The following is an 18,578-nucleotide window of genomic DNA, read 5'->3' on the forward strand; positions in this document are numbered from 1 at the left end:
TGCACGGGTCCCGCGCGCTGTCAATGACTGAATGCCGTGGCGTTGGGCCTGCGTCCCCGATGGGTTACCGCCAGCTCAGCAGGCCACGCGCCCCTCGCGCAGGCGCTCCATGCGCACAATCGCGCCAGGCGCTGCGCGGGCCACCCTCCGCGCCCTGCACGCCTGATCGCAGGGGAAGCCATGTCCGCACCGATGCCGCCTTCCAGCCTGGGGCTGCGCACCCTCGAGCTGCTCCAGGGCCTGCCGCCACAGCGCCTCGACGAGATCTCGCGCCAGTGCCTGTGGCGCCGGTTCGAGCCGGGCCAGCTGCTCATCGCGCGCGAGCACGACGACCGCGACCTGCACCTGATCGTGGCCGGGGCCGTGCGCGTCACCAGCTATGCGCCGGGCGGGCGCGAAACGAGTTTCCGCGATCTGCAGGCCGGCATGTCGTTCGGCGAGCTGTCCGCGCTGGACGGGCGGCCGCGATCCGCCGACGTCATCGGTCTGCGCTCCGGGCTCATCGCCTCCCTGCCACCGGCGGCCTTCCGCGCACTGCTGCAGCAGGAGTGGACCGTGACCGAGCGGGTGCTGCTGCGACTGACCGACCTGGCCCGCAGCCTGATCGACCGCGTGCTGGACCTCAGCACGCTGAGCGTGCAACAGCGCGTGTGCCTGGAGCTCCTGCGCCTGGCGCAAGCGGCCGGCGTCGACGGCAACCAGGCCCGCATCGAGCCGGCGCCCAAGCACGCCGACCTGGCGCACCTGGTCAGCAGCTACCGCGAGCAGGTCACGCGCGAGCTGTCCGCCCTGGCCAAGGCGGGCGTCGTGGCCCGGCAGGACGGCGCCCTGGTGGTGCGCGACCTCGAGCGCCTGAAGCACATCGCGAACCGGGAGGTGGCGCACTGAGGCGCTGAAGGGCCCCTGATCAGGCTCCACACCAACTGTCGTCATGCCGGATTTGATTCGGCTCCCGCGTCCTGGCCGTGGGTGATGGGACGGGTCTGATCAGGTATCGGAGATGGATTGCGGGTCGAGCCCGCAATGACGGGGGTGCGGTGAAGGCTGGCGCACTCCAGGAATTCCGCGGTGCCACCACAACCTGAATTTCCCGGTGCCACCACAACCGTCGTCATGCCGGACTCGATCCGGCATCCATCCCCCGTCCACGGCGACGGGGCTACGCCCTATGATCGCGCGCCACCGCCGCCGGCCTCGGCGCGGCGCATCCCCCGCCAGTGCCGGCGGCCCCGCATGTCCGATTCCCTCACCCTCCTCTACCTCGACGCCGACCTGGTCGCCATCGACAAGCCGGCCGGCCTGCTCGTCCATCCGAGCGCGCTCGACGCGCACGAGGAGCGCACCGCGCTGCGCACCCTGGAGGCCCAGCTGGGCGAGCGCCTGTTCCCCCTGCACCGGCTCGACAAGGCCACCAGCGGCGTGCTGCTGTTCGCGCGCTCGCGCACGGCGGCCAGCCACTGGCGGATGGCGTTCGAGGCCGGCACGGTGGCCAAGCGCTACGTGGCCCTGGTGCGCGGCTGGCCGCCCGCTGGCGGCGAGATCGACTACCCGCTGGCCCGCGACCCGGAGCTGCCCTCGGCCGGCCAGGAGCGCCTGCCGGCCGTCACGCGCTACGAGCGCCAGGCCTGCTTCGAATGGCCGTTCGCCGTCGACGGCCGCCACCCCACCAGCCGCTACGCACTGGTCGAGGTGACGCCGCTCACCGGGCGCCGCCACCAGATCCGGCGCCACTTCAAGCAGCTGGCGCATCCGGTGGTGGGCGACAGCACGCACGGCAAGGGCGCCCACAACCGCGCCGTCGCCGCCTGGCTGGGGGTGCAGCGGCTGTGGCTGCACGCGGCCTGCGTCGACTTCCCCCGGGGGCCGCGCATCGAGGCACCATGCGGGCCGGAGTGGAATGTCCTACGCGAGTCCGCCGCGATGGATCACAGACCGGGGCCGGGCCTTGGCTAGATTGCAGGTGCAGCCGGATGGTCTGGCTGTCGGAAGGACCACCATGCCCCAATCGACCAAAGACTCCCCGGGCGGGAAGACCCACGCGAAGAAGAAGGGCGCCGCCAAGCCCGCGGTGTCCGACAAGGCCGTCGCCAAGAAGCCGAGCCGCTCCAGCACGTCGCCCACGGGCCCGAGCAAGCACAGCGAGAAGAAGAGCACGCCGCACTGAGTGCCCCGGTGCCGAAAGGCCGGCTCCAAGGCCGAGCCAGCGGCCGGCCGGCGAGGACGAATGCACGGATCGCGCGGCACCGTCAGATTCCCGCAAGCCGCTGCCCAAGAAAGTGGCACCGCGTGCCAGCCCAATGCCGGCGCGGCTCGGCGGGGCGCTCCACAAGCTTGTCCACACCCTTCTCCACGCTTGCCGTGGACAGACGGCCCGCCGGCGTGTGCTAGGGACGCCGGCGGTAGGCCGCGGCCACCATGTCGGCCAGCCGCCGCGCCGCCTCGCCCAGGCCCTGCACGGGCCGGTGCACCAGTCCGATGTCGCGGTGGAAGGTGCGCTCGCCCAGGTCGATCGCGCGCACGCCCGACGGCCAGCGCCGCTGGGCCACCGTCTGGGGCAGCAGGGCGACGCCGGCGCCGTGGGCCACCAGTTGCACGATGGCCTCGAGTTCGTCGAGTTCGCACACTTCCCGCACCTCGATGTGCGCTGCCCGCAGGAAGCGGTCGACCTGGCGGCCGCCATACGAGGCGCGGTCGTAGCGGATGAACGGCCGGGTGGCGAGCAGCCCGGCCCAGTCGTTGCCGCGCACCCCGCGCGGCACCACCAGCCGGAATGGCTCATGCGCCAGCGTGGTCCAGCGCAGGTCGCTCTGGACCGAGAACGGCGGCCGGATGACGACGGCCAGGTCGATCTCGCCGGCGTCGACGAGGTCCACCAACTGCATCGACACCCCGGGCACGACGCGCGTGCGGCAGCCGGGCAGTTGCCGGTGGAACCGGGCCAGCACGCCGGGCAGCACGGACCGCTGCACCGAGGCGATGGCGCCGACGTTAACGACGGCCGGGGCCGCGGCCTGCGGCCGGCGCGCCCCGAGGTTGCCGTAGGCCTGCAGCAGGTCCTGCGCCTGCGCCAGCAGGTCGGTCCCCATCGCGTTGAGGCGGGCGGCCCGGCCGCTGCGGTCGAACAGCTCGAAGCCCAGCTCTTGCTCGAGCCGCTTCATCTGCGCGCTGACGGCGGCCTGCGTCAGCCCGATCCGGTCGCCGGCGGCCGCGAACGTGCCTTCCCGCGCGACGGCGACGAAGGTCTTGAGTTCGCGAATCATCGATTTCCTTGAGGCTCAGCGCAACGAACCATTGATTTTATTTGTGCCTTCGACTCGGTAGGATCTGCGCCCATGCAAGCCCCGACCACCAATCCCGCCCCGCTCTCGCCCTTCCACCTCGCGTTTCCGGTGCACGACCTCGCCCTCGCCCGCCAGTTCTATGGCGAGAAGCTGGGCTGCCCGGAGGGCCGCAGTTCGGACGAGTGGATCGACTTCAACTTCTACGGCCACCAGATCGTGGCCCACCTGGCGCCCCAGGCAACCGGGACGGCGCAGCGCAACGCGGTCGACGGCCACGGCGTGCCGGTGCGGCACTTCGGCATCGTGCTGCCCATGGCCGAGTGGGAGGCGCTGGCCCAGCGGCTGAAGGCGCAGGGGACCCGGTTCGTGATCGAGCCCTACATCCGCTTCCAGGGCCAGCCCGGCGAGCAGGCGACGATGTTCTTCCTCGACCCGTCGGAGAACGCGATCGAAGTCAAGGCGTTCGCCGACATCAACAACCTGTTCGCGAAGTGACGGCGGCGGACGCCCTGTTCACGCTCCCGTCGTTGCGGGCTTGACCCGCACCTCTGTCATTGCGGGCTTGACCCGCAATCCATCTCAGGCCCGTCGTACCTGCCCGATCCGCGTTCGGGAGATGGATGCCGGGTCGAGCCCGGCATGACGACTTCCGGTGTCAGGCCCGGCGCGAACCTACTTGCGCTGGAACTTCTGCACCCGCTTGCCGTTGTCGACCTCGCCGGCGTAGAGGTTGCCCCTGGAGTCGATCGCCAGGTCATGCACCCAGTGGAACTCGCCGGCGTAGCGGCCGGGCCGGCCGAGCGTCTGCACCAGCTGGCCGGTCTCGCGTTCCAGCGTGACGACCAGGTTGTTGCGGCCGTCGGCCAGGTGCAGCCATTTCTGCTGCGGGTCCCTGGAGAGGACGATGTCCCACACCGAGCCGTTGGCCGCCGTGCGCGGCGCCACGCTGAACTCCTTGACGTAGCTGCCGTCCTTGCGGAACACCTGCACGCGGTTGTTCAGGCGGTCGCACACGTAGACCAGCCCGTCGTTGGCGATGCGCACGCAATGCACCGGCGTGCCGAAGTGCTGCAGCTGCTCGTTGGTGGGCGCGACCGACCGGCGCGACTCGGGCTTCTCGGTGGTGTTGGGCGGGCGGCCATAGGCGCCCCAGTGGCGCTTGTAGGCGCCGGTGGTGGCGTCGAACACGATGACGCGGCGGTTGTGGTAGCCGTCGGCCACGTAGACCTCGTTGGCGGCCAGGTCCACCTCCACGCCGGCCGCGCGGCCCAGGCGCGTGGTGTCGGCGCTGTTGGTCTGCGGCCCCACCTTGCCGATCTGCAGCACGAACCGGCCCTCGGGCGTGAACTTGATGATCTGGCCGTCGTTGTCGCCGTTGCCGGTGATCCAGACGAACCCCTTGCCGTCGACGTGCACGCCGTGCTCGTTGCCGGGCCAGTCGTAGCCGGCGCCCGGGCCACCCCACGAGCGCACCAGGCGGCCGTCGGGCCCAAACACCAGCAGCGGCGGCGCCGGCAGGCAGCAGTCGCCGTGCGGCGGCCGGGCGGCCGCGCCGGCCTCGTCCTCGCTCAGGCTCTTCGGTCGCTGCAGCACGTAGACGTTGTCGTCCGGCCCCACCGCCACGCCGCTCACCTGGCCCAGGATCCATTGGTTGGGCAGGGCCTGCGGCCACGCCGCATCGACCTGGAACACCGGCGGCGCCGCGCCGCCCGGCGAGCCGGACGGGGCGGCGCACCCGGCACCGAGCAGGATGGAGGCGGCGGAGGCCACCGCGAGGGCGAGTCGTGCGAGCTGCTGCATGGAAGAGGTCTCCGGGCGAGGAAGGAAGCCGGCGCGCAGGCTCAGCCGTGCGCGAGGCCAGCCTTTATGCCGCAAGAGCCCGCGGCGCGGCCCCCGCAGCAACCCTAGCCGTCGCGCAGTGCCGCCAGGGCCACCCGGATGTCGCCGACCACGATGCGGCACGGCACGGCCAGCATCAGGTTCAGGGGCAGGCCGAACTCTTCCAGCTGCCAGCCGTCGGCATCGACCGCCGTCCCGCCCACCGCGGCGGGGTGGCGCTGCCGGATGCGCTGGGCGAAGCTGCCGGACTCCGGCACGTAGCCCACCACCGGCTTGCCGCGCGCGACGGCGTAGCCGACCTCGAAGCAGGTGCCACTGTCCGGCTCCGGTCCGCGGAAGAAGTCGAGGTTGGCCAGCACCGCGTCGCAGCCGTCGATGTGGGCCACGTTGTGCCGGTAGATGCGCGCCGCGGTGGCGGGCACCAGGGGCGCGCCGGGCGGCAGCGATTCGTCGAGCGGGAACACGCCCGTGTAGCCGAACTCGGCACAGGCCGCGACCAGCGCGCGGCCATGGGCGGCGGCATCGGGGCGGAACACATCGGGACCGGCGAGGTAGAGGCGTCGGATGGGCACGCCCGATTGTGGCGCGCCGCCTTCAGGCCACGTCGGACGGCCGCAACCATTTCTCCAGCCGGATCCCGTCGATGGCGCCGCCGTAGCGGCCGGGCCGGATGCCGAGCTCGTGGTAGCCGTGCTCGTTGTAGAAGGAGCGGCCCGCGACGTTGTCGCGCCGGGCGTCCAGCCGGATGCGCTGCGCACCGGCCGCGATGGCTGAGGCCTCCAGCCAGCGCAACAGCGCGCTGCCCAGGCCGCGGCGCTGGCTGGCCGCCCGCACGGCGAACAGCACCAGGTGGGAATCCTGGTCGAGGTACTCCATGATCCCGAACCCCGCCAGGTCGCCGTCCTGGCGCACCACGGCCACGTTGGTCTCCGGGTCGCGGATGGACCGCAGGACGCGTGCCGGCCGCCAGGTCCACGGCAGGCCGTGCTCGATGAGGTCGCGGGACAACGCGGCAATGCGCCCGGCGTCGCCGGGGGTGGCCAGGTGGATGGGTGGGTCGACGGTCATGATGAGGCGCCTCGCGACCCATTGTCGACCTTTGATCAATTCCTGGGTGGGCGTGGGCCTGGCGTCCCTGTGATCAGGGGCTGGAACCGTCCGCGGTTCAGGTGTGGGCTAGTTCCGGAGATGGATGCCGGGTCGAGCCCGGCATGACGACTTCTTGAGTCGAGCCCGGCATGACGAAATCTTGGGTCGGGCCCGGCATGACGACTCTCCGGGTCGAGCCCGGCGCGCCCCCTGCCCCGTCATTGCGGGCTTGACCCGCAATCCATCTCCCAGTCGCGGTTCTGGCGCGGCCTGGTTCAGGAGATGGATGCCGGGTCGAGCCCGGCATGACGACTTCCTGGGTTGATCACCCCGCGGGCGAGGAGCCGGCCCCGTCGTATCCTCGGCACGCCCAACCGCGCACCCCATGGACGAGTACAACCAGATCGAACCGCCGCCCTCCTTCATCGCCGTCTACAGCACGCCGACGGGGCACCGGCTGACCGCGCCCATGGCGACCGTGCGCGAGCGCTACGAGCTGTGCGAGGACATGGCGCAGCTGGTGGCCGAGCAGGCGTCGACCAGCCTGTTCAAGACCGGCGGCAGCGAGCGCGAGGTGCTGGAGAAGATCCGGCTGGCACTGGCGGGTGACGAGTCGCCGGTGCAGCCGCCCGAGGCGCTGTGGGTGGTGCGCCGGGCCGCCGAGCTGCTCAACTGGGAGATGCCCGCCGACCCCGGCGCGGACGCCGGGGCGACCGGCTGACGTCAGGCGACGACGTCGAAGTGCTCCACGTGGGGCGGCTGGGTGAAGAACGGGCCGATGATGGCGCGCCACTCGGCGAACGCCGGCGATTGGCGGAAGCCGACCGTGTGGGCCTCCAGCGTCTCCCAGTCGATCTTCAGCACGAAGCGGCCCGGCGTCTCCTGGCAGGCCAGGATGGTGTGCGCGCGGTAGCCGGCGGCCTTGGACAGCACGGTGGTGGCGGCGCGCTGGATCGCCTCGGTGAAGGCGGCGCGGTCCTCGGGACGGACGCGGATGTCGGCGATTTCGATGACCATGGAAGCTCCGGATGGTTGATGTCGGGCCGGCCCGGCGGACTCGGCGCGGACGCAGAGTATGCCGGCGCCGCGGTGTAGCCTCGCGCCCATGGACTCGCTGATCGCCGCCTCCGCGCGTGCGCTCGCCACCGGCGACGCGCTGGGTGCCCTGCAGCGCATCGCGCTGCGCGAGGACCCGCCGGCGCTGGCGCTGCGCGGCATCGCCATGGCGCAACTGGGCGAGAACCTGCGCGCCCGCGAGCTGCTGCGGCGCGCGGCGCGCGGCTTCGGCTCGCACGAGGAGCTGGCGCGGGCCCGCTGCGTGGTGGCCGAGGCCGAAGTGGCGCTGGCCATGCGCGACCTGGGCGGCTCGGACCGCCCGCTGGCCGCTGCGTCGGCCACCCTCTCCGCGCACGCCGACCACGCCAATGCCTCGCAGGCGCGCCTGGTCGCCGCGCGCCGGCTGCTGCTGCTGGGGCGGCTCGACGAGGCCGCGGCGGAACTCGCCGTCGTCGACCTGCGCGGACTGCCGCCGACGCTGCGCACGCTCGCGGAACTGGCCGCGGCGGAACTGGCGTTGCGCTCGCTGCGCGTGGCCGACGCGCGCCAGGCGCTCATGCGGGCGCAGGACGCCGCCGACCGCGCGGGCGTCCCCGCCCTGCTGGCCGAGGTGGCCGAGGCGCGGGCAGTGCTCGATCGGCCCGCGGCGCGGCGGCTGGCGGGCGGGGCGGGACAGCCGCTGCGCCTGGACGAGGTGGCGGCCCTGCTGGCCTCGGACGCGCTGGTGGTCGACGCCTGCCGACGCGGCGTCGGCGCAGGCACGGCGTGGCGGCCGCTGGCGCGTCGCCCCATCCTGTTCGCCCTGGCGCGGACGCTCGCCGAGGCCTGGCCGGGCGACGCCGACCGGGACGCGCTGATCGCCGCCGCCTTCCGCACCCGGCATCCCGACGCCACGCACCGGGCACGGCTGCGGGTGGAGATCGGCCGCCTGCGCGCGCTGGTGAAGGACGTTGCGCAGGTCGAGGCCACGCCGCGTGGCTTCACGCTGCGGCCGCTGGGCGAGCGCGAGGTCATCGTGCTCGCGCCGCCCATCGATGGCGAGCAGGCATCCCTGCAGGCGCTGCTGTCCGATGGCGCGGCCTGGTCGACATCCGCCCTGGCGCTGGCGCTCGATGCCAGCCAGCGCACCGTCCAGCGCGCGCTGGCCGACCTGGAAGCCGAGGGGCGGGTGCGCTCCATCGGCCGGGCGCGGGCGCAGCGCTGGCTGGCGCCGCCGCTGGCCGGATTCACGACGATCTTGTTACTCCCTGCCTCGCTGCCGATTGACTAGAGTGCTTCCACGGCGCCGCACAAGGCGCAACGGAAGGACCCGGCGATGGCCAAGACCCACGGCAGCGACAGACCCCAGGCGACCGCCCACCCGGCCGAGATCGTGCGCGAGTACGGCCCGTTCGCCGGCAGCGACAAGGTGGCCGGCGTCACGCACGACGGCACCCGGGTCTGGGCCGCGACCGGCGCCGCCCTGGTGGCCTTCGATCCCGCGACCGGCGAGACCCGGCGCACGCTGGAGCGCGCCTGCGATGCCGGTACCGCCTTCGACGGCACCTACATCTACCAGATCGCCGAGGCGCGCATCGACAAGATCGATCCGGCCACCAACCAGGTCGTGGCATCCATCCCGGCGCCGGGCCACGGCGCCGACTCGGGCCTGGCCTGGGCCGAGGGCAGCCTGTGGGTCGGCCAGTACCGCGACCGCAAGATCCACCAGATCGACCCGGCCACCGGCGCCATCCGCCGCACCATCGAGTCGAACCGCTTCGTCACCGGCGTCACCTGGGTCGACGGCGAGCTGTGGCACGGCACCTGGGAAGGCGACGCGAGCGACATCCGCCGCATCGACCCGCAGACCGGCGACGTGCTCGAGCGGCTCGAGATGCCCGGCGGCGTGTTCGTGAGCGGGCTGGAGTCCGACGGCGCCGACCTGTTCTATGCCGGCGGCGGCGGCAGCGGCAAGGTCCGCGCCGTGCGACGACCCAGACGCACGACCCCGCCGGCCGCCTAGCCGCGCCGCATCGCTTTCCCCCGCGCCGGCCGGCCGGCCGGCACCGATCGCGCCTGGCACCAGGACGCCTGGGCCGCGCATTGCCTGCAACCAACGGCTCGTCGAGCCAAGGAGCGCTTCCATGACCATCGCCACCACCGGACCCAGCCTGCTGCAGCATCCCGTCGTCCCCCACGAGCGCTGGCTGGCGCAGCGCCGCGCCCTGCTGGCGCAGGAGAAGGAGCTGACGCACCTGCGGGACCGCATCGCCGCGCAGCGCCGCGCCCTGCCCTGGGTGCGCCTGGAGAAGCCCTACGTGTTCGACACCACCGAGGGGCAGCGCCCGCTCGCCGACCTGTTCGATGGCCGCAGCCAGCTGCTGGTGCAGCACTTCATGTTCGGGCCGGGCTGGACGCAGGGCTGCCCCAGCTGCTCGTTCATGGCCGACCACATCGCCGGCATGGAAGTGCACCTGGCCCACCGCGACCTGTCGGTGCTGGTGGTCTCGCGCGCGCCGCTGGCCGAGCTGCAGGCCTTCCGCCGCCGCATGGGCTGGCCCTTCCGCTGGGTCTCGTCGGACGGCAACGACTTCAACCACGATTTCCGGGTGAGCTTCACGCCCGAGGAGCGGGCCCGGGGCGCGGTCGACTACAACTTCGGCCCGACCGACTTCCCGAGCGAGGAAGCGCCGGGCATCAGCCTGTTCTACCGCGACGATGCGGGCACGGTGTTCCACACCTACTCGACGTACGGGCGCGGCGTCGAAGCCATGATGGGCACGTACGACCTGCTCGACCTGGCGCCCAAGGGACGCGACGAGCACAACCCGAACTACCCGATGGACTGGGTGCGCCACCACGACCGCTACGAGCCCGCATCTGCCGGCAAGGCGCAGGCGGTGGCCGCGTCGTCCTGTCACGCCACGGTCTGAGCAGAACGGCCGCGCGGAGCAAGCGCCATGACGTCGCTGTGGCCCTGGCTGGCAGTGGCCGGTTTCGGCGCGCTGCACGGGCTGAACCCGGCCGGCGGCTGGCTGCTCGCCGCCGCCTGGGGCCTGCACACGCGGGACCGGCGGCAGGCGCTGCGCGCCCTGCTGCCGATCGCCGCCGGGCACGTGGCGTCGGTCGGGCTGGTGGTGGCTGCGGTGGCGTCCGGCCTGGTGCCGGACCGGGGCGTGGTGCGGATGGCCGCCGGCGGCCTGCTGGTCGTCGCGGTGGCGCTGCACCTAGGCCATGGCTTGCCCAACCGACTGCGCGCTCCCGCAGGCCCTGCAGGCCTGGCGATCGGCTCGTTTCTGGCGGGCACGACACACGGCGCCGGGCTGGCGCTGGTTCCTGCCCTGCTGCCGCTGTGCCTGGGTCAGCCGTCGGCCGATGCCGGTGCGATCGACCTGCTAATGCCGGCGCTCGCGGCCACGGCCGTGCACCTGGCGGCCATGCTGGCCGTCACGGCCCTGGTGGCGACCGCGGTGGCGCGGCCATTGGCGGTCGTGGTTTGCCGGTTGGGTTGGGGGAAGAGGGAGAACCTCGTCATGTGGGGCATGCCCCCCGAGAGTCGTCATGCCGGGGTTGCCCCCGGAAAGTCGTCATGCCGGGGGTGACCCCTGAATGTCGTCATGCCGGGCTCGACCCGGCATCCATCTCCCGAACGATGCAGCGCCCGCACCGTGTTCAGGGGATGGATTGCGGGTCAAGCCCGCAATGACGTGGCAGGGGTCAAGCCCGCCGTGACGTGGGAGGGGTCAAGCCCGCCGTGACGTGGGAGGGATCAGTTCCGGAACGACGTGGGAGGAATCAAGCCCGCATCGCATGACGGCTCCCCCACGGCGCAGGCCGCAAGCACCGCATCGAGGAGCGGGCACGGCCTCCACCGCATGAAGCTCCGCTCCCACTCCCCCTCGTGGGAGAGGGTTGGGGTGAGGGGGTTCGCTGCCCGGGCAGTGTCGTCAGCGGGAGCGTGCCGGCGACCAGCCGGCGCGTCACCCAGTGACGATCAGCTGGTTCTCGACCGACTTCACGCCCTCGACCTTCCGGGCCGTGGCCTCGGCCTTCTGGCGCAGCTGCACGCTCTTGATCTCGCCGCGCAGGCGGACCACGCCCTGGGTGGTGTCGACGTTGATCTTCAGGGCGCTGAGCTCCGGGTCGGCGGCGAAAGCGGCCTTCAGCTTGGTGCCGATCGTCGCGTCGTCGACGGCCTGGCCGGTGCTGCGGGTCGGGCCGCCGGGCGATCCCGGCATGCCCGAACAGCCGGCCAGCGCGGCGGCGGTCATGGCGGCAATGAGCAGCTTTTGCATGTGCAGTCTCCTGTCTGGATGATGGATTGCCCTTTGGGGCAAGTCCAGTCTAGGAGGGCCGCCCACGCTCGGCTGTAGGAGCGTGGCGCAGGCTGGGCCGGGCGTCGGCCTGCGTCCGGGCGGCTAGAACTTGAGCTTCAGCAGCTTGGCGGCATTGCCGCCCACGATCTGCTCGCGCGCCTCGCGCGGCAGGCGCTTGACCTGCGCGACCATGCCCAGCGGGTCGTCGTCGCCCATGTCGTAGGGGTAGTCGGTGCCCAGCACCACGTGGTCGGCGCCGAAGCGGTCGATCAGCCGGCGCAGCATCTCGGGGTCGTGAGTGATCGTGTCGAAGTAGAACTTCTCCAGGTACGACGACGGCTTGCGCTTGATGACCGTGCGGGTGTCGGCGCGGGCACGCCAGGCGTGGTCCATGCGCGCCCAGTAGTGGGCGATGTAGCCGCCGCCGTGCGCCACCAGCACCTTCAGGCGCGGGTGCCGCGCCATGACGCCGTCGAAGATGAGGTGCGAGACCGCCACCGTCGAATCGAGCGGGTTGCCGATGACGTTGTTGAAGTAGTGGTTGGTCAGGCGGTCGGCCTGCGTCCAGCCCAGCGGGTGCATGAACAGCAGGATGCCCAGCTCCTCGCAGCGGGCAAAGAACTTGTCCAAGCCCAGGCTGGGATCGGTGAGGTTCTTGCCGTTGACGTTGGTGCAGATCTCCACGCCGCGCAGGCCGAGGTTCTTCACCGCGTGGTCGAGCTCGCGCACGGCCAGCTGCGCATCCTGCAGCGGGACCGAGCCCAGGCCCACGAAGCGGTCCGGGGTGTCGGCCACCACCTTCGCGATGCCCTCGTTGACCTCGCGCGCCAGCTGCGCCCCGAGGTCCGGCTCGGTGAAATAGAAGAAGTGGTACGGCGCCGGGCACACCGCCTGGATGTCCACGCCCATGCGGTCCATGTCGCGCAGCCGCTCCTTCACGCCGGTGAGCTTGGGCGCGCGGGTGGCCATCTGCTTGACGTTGGTCTCGCGCGTGAGCGCGTTGGCGAACACCGTGGTCGGGTCGTGCTGCGCGGCGTTGAGGTGCGCCGTCCTGGCGTTCACCTCCGGGTTCAGGTAGTGGCAGTGCAGGTCGACCACCTTGGCCTTGCCCTTGCGGTCGCGCGCCACGGTGCGCCGGGGTGCGGCGCTGGCCTTGGCGCTGGCAGCGCGGGTGGCCGCGGCGGACCGCGGGCCGTGGTCGTGCGTGGGATCGGTACAGGCAGGGGAACAGGTGTAGAACAAGGCGTCTCCTGGTTGTTGTCGGACGGACCGTCGCCCTGCCGCATGCGGGTATGTCCCCGCGCCGCCGGGCTCCTTGTTGATCTTAAGATCAATTCATCCGCACCATGGAGAAGACCATGCAGATCGGCATCGCAGGCACCGGCAAGATGGGCAGCGCGATCGCGAAGCGCCTGCTGGCCACCGGCCACCCGGTCGTGGCCTGGAACCGCACCCGTGAGCGGGCGCAACCCGTGCTGGACGCCGGGGCGGCCTGGGCCGAGACGCCGGCAGCGCTGGCCTCGGAGGCCGACTTGGTCATCACCATGGTCAGCGACGACGCCGCGCTGGAAGCGGTGCACTTCGGCCCCGACGGCCTGCTGGCCGGCCGCGTCGACGGGCGGCTGTTCATCGACATGAGCACGGTGGCACCCGACACCCAGCGCAGCGTGGGCCGGCGCGTGCTGGCGGCCGGTGCGCGCTACCTCGAATGCCCGGTGGGCGGCAGCGTCGGCCCGGCGTCGCAGGGCAAGCTGCTCGGCTTCGCCGGCGGCGATGCGCAGGACGTCGAGCGCGCCCGGCCGGTGCTGGAGCAGTTGTGCCGCCGGCTCGAGCACGTGGGCGGCTTCGGCGCCGGCGCCACCATGAAGCTGGCCATCAACCTGCCGCTGCTGGTGTACTGGCAGACACTGTCGGAGGCGCTGTCGCTGCTGCAGCCGCTGGGCCTGGACCCCGCCCGTGTGGTCGACATCCTGGCCGACACCTCCGGCGGCCCCAACATGCTCAAGGTGCGCGGGCCCATGATCGCGCAGGCGCTGGCCGGGCGCGCCACCGGCGAGGTGACGGTCGACGTCGCCACCATGCGCAAGGACGTGCGGGCGATGCTGGCGCAGGCCGACGCCACGCGGTACCGCCTGCCCCTCACCTCGCAACTGCTGCAGACGCTGGAGCAGGCCGGCCGCGCCGGCCTGGACGGCGCGGATTGCACGCAGGTGCCGGTGTGGTGGTTGGCGGCCGCGGGGAAGGCGTGAATCGCCCAGGCATCCGGCTCCGCAACAGGCCGCGCACGAGCCGCGTTCAGGGGGTGGATTGCGGGTCAAGCCCGCAATGACGGGGGATGACAAGGCGTCATGCTGGACTTGATCCGGCATCCAGCTCCGGAAACAGGCCGCGCATGAACCGCGTTCAAGGGATGGATTGCGGGTCAAGCCCGCAATGACGGGGAGAAGGTGAACGGATTGCGGTCAAGGCCGCAATGACGAAGCAAGGGCCAGAGTCGCGACCAGTCCCCTTCTCGATCAAGCAGAGCCTGTCCACGCGGCAGGCGGTGCCTGGCAGGGCCGATTTTGGGGACGGCCGTCTCAGGCGGGCCGGGGCGGAGCGCGCGTCAGCGCGCATCGTGAACTGACTCCGGCTCATTGTCTGAACGGAGAGTGCGTAGCACTCGCAGTGAGTTGGAGCCGGCAAGCCCCGGCCTGCGCTCGAGACGGCGCAGTCGGCGCAAGCGAAGCGACGCGCCGACCGGCACCGCATGAGGCCCTGCCAGGCACCGCCTGCCGCGTCCCACCACTCTCGCAAACTCCGGTGCCACTACCCACTCCCAGCGGACCCGGGCGATCCACCACTTACCCGGCCCCGGCGAAGGTCACCCCGCCGCCTCCACCACCGCATCCATCAGCTTGCGGATCGTCTGCGCCTCGATGCGGCGCGTGATGAACACCAGCCGGGTGTCGGTGTCGTCGCTGGGCCAGCGGTCCAGCTCCACCGGCTCGTGGAAGACGTGCTGCACGCCCTGCACCACCACCGGCTTGCCGTCGACGTTGACGATGCCCTTGACGCGCAGCAGGTCGGGCCCGCGCAGGCTGGTCAGCAGCTCCATGGCGGAGGTGAAGGCGGTCCAGGTGAAGGGCTTGGCGAAGCGCAGCGACAGCGTCTTGATCGACGCATCGTGCAGCGCCGAGCGCGGGGCCAGCGTGCGTTCGCCACCCGACCCCTCGCCCTGCAGCGGCTCGCCCAGGAAGCTGAGCGTGGCCGCCCCGGCGCGGGCGCTGCCCAGGCCCAGGCCCATGAGTTCGTGCGGGTCGATCTCGCCGTGCAGCAGGCTGGAGACCCGGGCGCCCGGGTTGATGTCGGCGACCGTCGCCGTGAGAGCCTCCAGCGCGCCCGGCGGCGCCAGGTCGGTCTTGGTGACGAACACCCGGTCGGCCAGCGCGATCTGCTTGACGGCCTCAGGCTGGGACTGGATCTGCCCTGGCCCGTTGACGGCATCCAGCAGCGTGACCACGCCGTCCAGGCGGTAGTGCGTGGCCAGCATGGTGTCGCTGGACAGTGTCTGCACCACGGGCGCGGGGTCGGCCAGCCCGGTGGTCTCGATGACGACGCGGTCGAACTGCACCATCTGGCCGCTGCGGCGCTGGCCGAACAGCTCGCGCAGGGTGTCCTGCAGGTCGGTCCGCACGCTGCAGCAGATGCAGCCGTTGGCCAGCAGCGCCACGTTCTCGGACGCCATGGTCACGATGTCGTGGTCGATGCCGATCTCGCCGATCTCGTTGATGACGACGGCCACCCGGTTCATGTCCGGGTGCCGCACGAGTTTGGACAGCAGGGTCGTCTTGCCGCTGCCAAGGAAACCGGTGAGCAGCGTGACCGGCAGCTTGCCGGCCAGCGGGTCGCGGGCGGTGGTCACGTCAGATCGTCATCTCCAGCGTGTACAGGCCGCCGGTGAAGCGGTCGACCGTGTACACCACCTGGCGTTCGTCGACGAACACGTCGTTGAGCTGCACCGCGCCGGCCGGCGACAGCTGGGGCGCGCCGGGCACGAAATAGGCGATCTCCTCGACGCGGTACGGATCCCTGGTGTCGTACACGCGCACGCCGCCGTTGAAGAACGAGCCGACGATGATGGTGTCGGAGCGGAACGACGCCGGCCCGGGCAGGTTCTCGTGCAGGTTGTGCGCGCCGTAGCGGCCGCCGCGGCGCCCGAACACTTCCACCGGCGGCATCGGGAAGGTGCCGATGGGAACCGGGTTGGCCTCGCTGCGGGCGTCGAGCACCCAGACCAGCTTGGGCCAGTCGGCGCCGTCGTCCATGACGCACTCGTCGCTGACGATCCACAGGTTGCGTTCGAACAGCGGCAGCACCGTGTGGGTGAAGCCGTTGAACGGCGGCGAGTGGTTCCACATCGACACCGGCTTCATGTTCGACAGGTCGGAGATGTCCAGCACGATGAGGCCACCGTCGATGTAGCCGATGAAGGCGCGGTCGGGCCGCTCGGGGTAGACGTTGGTGTTGTGGGTGCGGAAGCCCAGGTCGAACTTCTTGGGCAGCCGCGCCGGCGGCGGCGCAGCGTCGCCCTCGCGCGTGCCGGGGTACCACCAGCGCCCCACTTCGGTCGGCTTCGACGGGTTGGAAACGTCGAGCACGCGGTAGAACTGGTCGTCGAGCGGATTGCGCGGCTGGAAGTCGGGCGCGCCCGACGACATGTGGATGGTCTTGCCGTCGACGAACCACAGCGCGTGCACGCCGCGCGAGTGCGGGCCCGAGCAGTCGAAGTGCGAGATGAGGCGCGGGTTCTCGGGCACGCTGATGTCGAACAGGTCGACGCCGGCCGGCTGCAGGCCCACGGTCTGGGTCTGGTAGGCCACGGCCAGGAGGTTGCCCACCACGTCGAGCGAGTTGGAGCGCACCTTCATGTGCGGCAGCTCGGTCTGCACCACCATCTTCGGGTTGCGCGGGTCGCTGACGTCGACGCCGGTGAAGTTCTTGGGCGCCGCCTCGTGCGCCAGCCACAGGATGCGGCGGCCGTCGGGCGCGATCTGCATCGACATGCCCTCGCCCAGGCCGCCGAAGCCGGCCAGATCGTGCTGGGCCAGCAGCTTCATGTTGAGCGACAGCGACTGGTCGGCGCGCGAGGCGGTGGTGGTCTTGAGCATGAGGGAAAGTGGGGATGCTTCTTTATCGCTCGATCATATAGGCTGGGCTGGAGCAAGGTCTAGCACGGTTTTTTCCAGAACGGCGTGCGAGCACGCCAGCCACCGAAGGAGCGATCGATGAGACACCCCTCGCCACGCCACCGGGTCAGCCGGCGTGCCTTGTGTTCCCTGGCCCTGGCCTGCCTGCCGCTGGCGGCGCTCCACGCGCAGGAGCCCTTCCCGAGCAAGCCCATCCGCCTGGTCGTCACCTACCCGGCCGGCGGCAGCTCCGACCTCATGGCCCGCATCATGGGCCAGAAGCTGAGCGAGCACTGGAAGCAACCGGTCGTCATCGAGAGCAAGCCGGGCGCGGCAGGCTCCATCGGCATGGAGTTCGCGGCCCGGCAGGCGCCCGACGGCTACAACTTCGTGATCGGCAACCTCGGCCCGGCGGCGGTCAACCCGCTGATCACCAAGGTGCCGTACAACATGGACAAGGACTTCATCCCGGTGGCCCTCACCGCCACCGGCCCCAACATCCTGGTGGTGCCCGCCAATTCGCCGTACAAGACTTTGGGCGAGCTGCTGGCGGCAGCCAAGGCCAAGCCGGGCGGCATCAGCTTCGGCACCAGCGGCGCCGGCAGCATGGCCCACCTGGGCGGCGAGCTGATCATGCGGCAGGCCAACGTGAGGATCACGCCGGTGCCGTACAAGGGCGGCGGCCAGGCCGTCAACGACCTGCTGGCCGGCCACCTCGACATGATGGTGGCCGATGCACTGCCGGTCTCGCAGTTCATCAAGACCAACCGGCTGCGTCCGCTGGCCATCAGCAGCGCCCAGCGCTCGGCGCTGTTCCCCGACATCCCGACCTTCGCCGAAGGCGGCCTCAACGGCCTGGTGGCCGAGAACTGGTGGGGCGTGTACCTGCCGGCCGGCACGCCCAAGGCGGTGGTCGACGCCTACCACGCGGCCCTGGTCAAGGTGATGGCCGACCCCGACCTGAAGGAGAAGTTCGCCGGCCTGGGCGTGGAGGCCATGGCGTCCACCCAGGCCGAGTTCCGCGCCTTCCTGGCCTCGGAACACGCGCGCTACAGCAAGCTGATCTCCGACAACAACATCAAGGGCGACCAGTAGAGGCGGCCCTGGCGTGACCACAGGCAAGAAAGCCACCCGCGGCGGCGCCAAGGCGCCCGCGCGGGCACCGCAGCGGCTGGCGCCGGCCGACCGCGAGCGGCAGATCCTCGACGGCGCCATCGCCTACTTCGCCGAGGCGGGCTTCTCGGGGCAGACGCGCGAGCTGTCCAAGCGCCTGGGCATCACCCAGCCGCTGCTCTATCGCTACTTCGCCAGCAAGCAGGCGCTGATCGAGCGCGTGTACGACACCGTCTTCGCCGGCCGCTGGGACCCCGAGTGGATCGGCCTGGTCGAGGACCACTCGCTGCCGCTGCGCGAGCGGCTGGTGGAGTTCTACCGCCGCTACGCGCAGGCCACCCACCGGCCCGAGTGGATCCGCATCTACCTGCATGCGGGGCTGTCCAACCCGGAGCTGAACCGCCGCTACATCCAGCTCGTGCGGCGCGAGCTGCTGCCCGCCATCTGCCGCGAGCTGCGGCGCGAATGCGGCGTGGCCGCGCCCGACGTGCCGGTGTCCGAGGCCGAGATCGAGTTCGTCTGGACCCTGCACGGCGGCATCTTCTACCAGGCGGTGCGGCGCCACGTGTACAAGGCCCGCATCGGCGGCGACGTCCTGTCGCAGCTGGGCTTCGCGGTCGACAGCTTCCTGGCCGGCGCCAGGACGGTCTACCCGCGGCTGCTGGCCCAGCACGCGCCGCAGGCGCTGGAAGCGCCGGCACCGGCGCCGGTGCCGCGCCGCCGCAAGGCGGCCTGAG

General features: G+C 71.5%; 21 protein-coding genes. 12 read left to right on the top strand and 9 right to left on the bottom strand.

Features of this window, described 5'->3' with window-relative positions:
* The first annotated feature begins 180 nt into the window (after nt 1–180).
* The 3 genes from GON04_RS01405 (at nt 181) to GON04_RS01415 (ending at nt 2,164) form a co-directional block, all read left to right on the top strand.
* Nucleotides 181–888 (top strand): Crp/Fnr family transcriptional regulator, encoded by a 708-nt coding sequence (locus GON04_RS01405; RefSeq protein ID WP_157396230.1) that lies wholly within the window; start codon nt 181–183, stop codon nt 886–888.
* Nucleotides 889–1,233: 345 nt separating this feature from the next.
* The gene (locus GON04_RS01410) at nt 1,234–1,953 is read left to right on the top strand and encodes a pseudouridine synthase (protein WP_157396231.1); all 720 of its coding nucleotides are present in this window, start codon (nt 1,234–1,236) and stop codon (nt 1,951–1,953) included.
* Between the two features lie 43 nt (nt 1,954–1,996).
* A complete protein-coding gene (locus tag GON04_RS01415; RefSeq protein WP_157396232.1) occupies nt 1,997–2,164 on the top strand; it encodes a hypothetical protein in 168 nt (55 codons plus the stop codon).
* Between the two features lie 220 nt (nt 2,165–2,384).
* Here the strand turns inward: GON04_RS01415 and GON04_RS01420 are convergent, their stop codons facing one another.
* Nucleotides 2,385–3,260: a LysR family transcriptional regulator gene (locus GON04_RS01420; RefSeq protein WP_157396233.1), complete on the bottom strand. Its 876-nt coding sequence runs from the start codon at nt 3,258–3,260 to the stop codon at nt 2,385–2,387.
* Nucleotides 3,261–3,332: 72 nt separating this feature from the next.
* On the opposite strand from GON04_RS01420, the gene GON04_RS01425 reads away from it, so the two are divergent.
* Nucleotides 3,333–3,776 (top strand): VOC family protein, encoded by a 444-nt coding sequence (locus GON04_RS01425; RefSeq protein ID WP_157396234.1) that lies wholly within the window; start codon nt 3,333–3,335, stop codon nt 3,774–3,776.
* A 177-nt stretch (nt 3,777–3,953) separates the two neighbouring features.
* Here GON04_RS01425 and GON04_RS01430 read toward each other — a convergent pair whose 3' ends face one another.
* The 3 genes from GON04_RS01430 to GON04_RS01440 all read right to left on the bottom strand — a co-directional run bounded on the left by GON04_RS01430 (nt 3,954) and on the right by GON04_RS01440 (nt 6,188).
* A complete protein-coding gene (locus GON04_RS01430) occupies nt 3,954–5,081 on the bottom strand; it encodes an NHL repeat-containing protein (RefSeq protein ID WP_157396235.1) in 1,128 nt (375 codons plus the stop codon).
* Between the two features lie 104 nt (nt 5,082–5,185).
* A complete protein-coding gene (locus GON04_RS01435) occupies nt 5,186–5,686 on the bottom strand; it encodes a nucleoside 2-deoxyribosyltransferase (protein WP_338050953.1) in 501 nt (166 codons plus the stop codon).
* Nucleotides 5,687–5,714: 28 nt separating this feature from the next.
* Complete coding sequence (locus GON04_RS01440; protein ID WP_157396236.1) at nt 5,715–6,188, bottom strand: GNAT family N-acetyltransferase; 474 nt, start codon at nt 6,186–6,188, stop codon at nt 5,715–5,717.
* 406 nt (nt 6,189–6,594) lie between these two features.
* Between GON04_RS01440 and GON04_RS01445 the strand changes: the two genes are divergently transcribed.
* Nucleotides 6,595–6,930 (top strand): hypothetical protein, encoded by a 336-nt coding sequence (locus GON04_RS01445; RefSeq protein WP_157396237.1) that lies wholly within the window; start codon nt 6,595–6,597, stop codon nt 6,928–6,930.
* 2 nt (nt 6,931–6,932) lie between these two features.
* Here GON04_RS01445 and GON04_RS01450 read toward each other — a convergent pair whose 3' ends face one another.
* On the bottom strand, nt 6,933–7,226 hold the full coding sequence (locus GON04_RS01450) for an antibiotic biosynthesis monooxygenase family protein (RefSeq protein WP_157396238.1): 294 nt from the start codon (nt 7,224–7,226) through the stop codon (nt 6,933–6,935).
* 88 nt (nt 7,227–7,314) lie between these two features.
* Here GON04_RS01450 and GON04_RS01455 point away from each other — a divergent pair, with 88 nt between their 5' ends.
* The 4 genes from GON04_RS01455 (at nt 7,315) to GON04_RS01470 (ending at nt 10,846) form a co-directional block, all read left to right on the top strand.
* Nucleotides 7,315–8,535, top strand: coding sequence for a helix-turn-helix domain-containing protein (locus GON04_RS01455; protein ID WP_157396239.1), 1,221 nt, complete (start codon nt 7,315–7,317; stop codon nt 8,533–8,535).
* 45 nt (nt 8,536–8,580) lie between these two features.
* On the top strand, nt 8,581–9,267 hold the full coding sequence (locus tag GON04_RS01460) for a Vgb family protein (protein ID WP_157396240.1): 687 nt from the start codon (nt 8,581–8,583) through the stop codon (nt 9,265–9,267).
* Between the two features lie 121 nt (nt 9,268–9,388).
* Nucleotides 9,389–10,177, top strand: a complete 789-nt coding sequence (locus GON04_RS01465; RefSeq protein WP_157396241.1) for a DUF899 domain-containing protein — start codon at nt 9,389–9,391, stop codon at nt 10,175–10,177.
* Nucleotides 10,178–10,204: 27 nt separating this feature from the next.
* Nucleotides 10,205–10,846 carry a hypothetical protein gene (locus GON04_RS01470; protein WP_181653828.1) on the top strand — a complete coding sequence of 214 codons (642 nt, stop codon included), beginning with the start codon at nt 10,205–10,207 and terminating at the stop codon, nt 10,844–10,846.
* Between the two features lie 378 nt (nt 10,847–11,224).
* Here the strand turns inward: GON04_RS01470 and GON04_RS01475 are convergent, their stop codons facing one another.
* Both GON04_RS01475 and GON04_RS01480 read right to left on the bottom strand, forming a co-directional pair.
* Nucleotides 11,225–11,539, bottom strand: a complete 315-nt coding sequence (locus tag GON04_RS01475; protein ID WP_157396242.1) for a BON domain-containing protein — start codon at nt 11,537–11,539, stop codon at nt 11,225–11,227.
* A 123-nt stretch (nt 11,540–11,662) separates the two neighbouring features.
* On the bottom strand, nt 11,663–12,802 hold the full coding sequence (locus tag GON04_RS01480) for an amidohydrolase family protein (protein ID WP_157396243.1): 1,140 nt from the start codon (nt 12,800–12,802) through the stop codon (nt 11,663–11,665).
* Between the two features lie 116 nt (nt 12,803–12,918).
* On the opposite strand from GON04_RS01480, the gene GON04_RS01485 reads away from it, so the two are divergent.
* Complete coding sequence (locus GON04_RS01485) at nt 12,919–13,809, top strand: NAD(P)-dependent oxidoreductase (protein ID WP_157396244.1); 891 nt, start codon at nt 12,919–12,921, stop codon at nt 13,807–13,809.
* Nucleotides 13,810–14,423: 614 nt separating this feature from the next.
* Here the strand turns inward: GON04_RS01485 and GON04_RS01490 are convergent.
* Together GON04_RS01490 and GON04_RS01495 are read right to left on the bottom strand one after the other, a co-directional pair.
* Complete coding sequence (locus GON04_RS01490) at nt 14,424–15,464, bottom strand: GTP-binding protein (RefSeq protein WP_157396245.1); 1,041 nt, start codon at nt 15,462–15,464, stop codon at nt 14,424–14,426.
* A 1-nt stretch (nt 15,465) separates the two neighbouring features.
* Nucleotides 15,466–16,710 (bottom strand): LVIVD repeat-containing protein, encoded by a 1,245-nt coding sequence (locus tag GON04_RS01495; RefSeq protein ID WP_198349186.1) that lies wholly within the window; start codon nt 16,708–16,710, stop codon nt 15,466–15,468.
* A gap of 117 nt (nt 16,711–16,827) precedes the next feature.
* Here GON04_RS01495 and GON04_RS01500 point away from each other — a divergent pair, with 117 nt between their 5' ends.
* Both GON04_RS01500 and GON04_RS01505 read left to right on the top strand, forming a co-directional pair.
* Nucleotides 16,828–17,823 carry a Bug family tripartite tricarboxylate transporter substrate binding protein gene (locus GON04_RS01500; protein WP_157396246.1) on the top strand — a complete coding sequence of 332 codons (996 nt, stop codon included), beginning with the start codon at nt 16,828–16,830 and terminating at the stop codon, nt 17,821–17,823.
* A 13-nt stretch (nt 17,824–17,836) separates the two neighbouring features.
* Nucleotides 17,837–18,577: a TetR family transcriptional regulator gene (locus GON04_RS01505; RefSeq protein WP_157396247.1), complete on the top strand. Its 741-nt coding sequence runs from the start codon at nt 17,837–17,839 to the stop codon at nt 18,575–18,577.
* The last annotated feature ends 1 nt before the right edge of the window (nt 18,578 follow it).

Origin of the sequence: Ramlibacter pinisoli (assembly GCF_009758015.1) — a bacterium.
GTDB classification, from domain to species: Bacteria; Pseudomonadota; Gammaproteobacteria; order Burkholderiales; family Burkholderiaceae_C; genus Ramlibacter; species Ramlibacter pinisoli.

What these genes read in the sequence shown, in the direction of transcription:
- GON04_RS01450 (WP_157396238.1), bottom strand. Translation starts at nt 7,226, where the DNA reads ATGGTCATCGAAATCGCCGACATCCGCGTCCGTCCCGAGGACCGCGCC.
- GON04_RS01430 (WP_157396235.1), bottom strand. Translation starts at nt 5,081, where the DNA reads ATGCAGCAGCTCGCACGACTCGCCCTCGCGGTGGCCTCCGCCGCCTCC.
- GON04_RS01425 (WP_157396234.1), top strand. Translation starts at nt 3,333, where the DNA reads ATGCAAGCCCCGACCACCAATCCCGCCCCGCTCTCGCCCTTCCACCTC.
- GON04_RS01500 (WP_157396246.1), top strand. Translation starts at nt 16,828, where the DNA reads ATGAGACACCCCTCGCCACGCCACCGGGTCAGCCGGCGTGCCTTGTGT.
- GON04_RS01405 (WP_157396230.1), top strand. Translation starts at nt 181, where the DNA reads ATGTCCGCACCGATGCCGCCTTCCAGCCTGGGGCTGCGCACCCTCGAG.
- GON04_RS01410 (WP_157396231.1), top strand. Translation starts at nt 1,234, where the DNA reads ATGTCCGATTCCCTCACCCTCCTCTACCTCGACGCCGACCTGGTCGCC.
- GON04_RS01465 (WP_157396241.1), top strand. Translation starts at nt 9,389, where the DNA reads ATGACCATCGCCACCACCGGACCCAGCCTGCTGCAGCATCCCGTCGTC.
- GON04_RS01455 (WP_157396239.1), top strand. Translation starts at nt 7,315, where the DNA reads ATGGACTCGCTGATCGCCGCCTCCGCGCGTGCGCTCGCCACCGGCGAC.
- GON04_RS01415 (WP_157396232.1), top strand. Translation starts at nt 1,997, where the DNA reads ATGCCCCAATCGACCAAAGACTCCCCGGGCGGGAAGACCCACGCGAAG.
- GON04_RS01420 (WP_157396233.1), bottom strand. Translation starts at nt 3,260, where the DNA reads ATGATTCGCGAACTCAAGACCTTCGTCGCCGTCGCGCGGGAAGGCACG.
- GON04_RS01460 (WP_157396240.1), top strand. Translation starts at nt 8,581, where the DNA reads ATGGCCAAGACCCACGGCAGCGACAGACCCCAGGCGACCGCCCACCCG.
- GON04_RS01495 (WP_198349186.1), bottom strand. Translation starts at nt 16,710, where the DNA reads ATGCTCAAGACCACCACCGCCTCGCGCGCCGACCAGTCGCTGTCGCTC.
- GON04_RS01485 (WP_157396244.1), top strand. Translation starts at nt 12,919, where the DNA reads ATGCAGATCGGCATCGCAGGCACCGGCAAGATGGGCAGCGCGATCGCG.
- GON04_RS01440 (WP_157396236.1), bottom strand. Translation starts at nt 6,188, where the DNA reads ATGACCGTCGACCCACCCATCCACCTGGCCACCCCCGGCGACGCCGGG.
- GON04_RS01470 (WP_181653828.1), top strand. Translation starts at nt 10,205, where the DNA reads ATGACGTCGCTGTGGCCCTGGCTGGCAGTGGCCGGTTTCGGCGCGCTG.
- GON04_RS01445 (WP_157396237.1), top strand. Translation starts at nt 6,595, where the DNA reads ATGGACGAGTACAACCAGATCGAACCGCCGCCCTCCTTCATCGCCGTC.
- GON04_RS01475 (WP_157396242.1), bottom strand. Translation starts at nt 11,539, where the DNA reads ATGCAAAAGCTGCTCATTGCCGCCATGACCGCCGCCGCGCTGGCCGGC.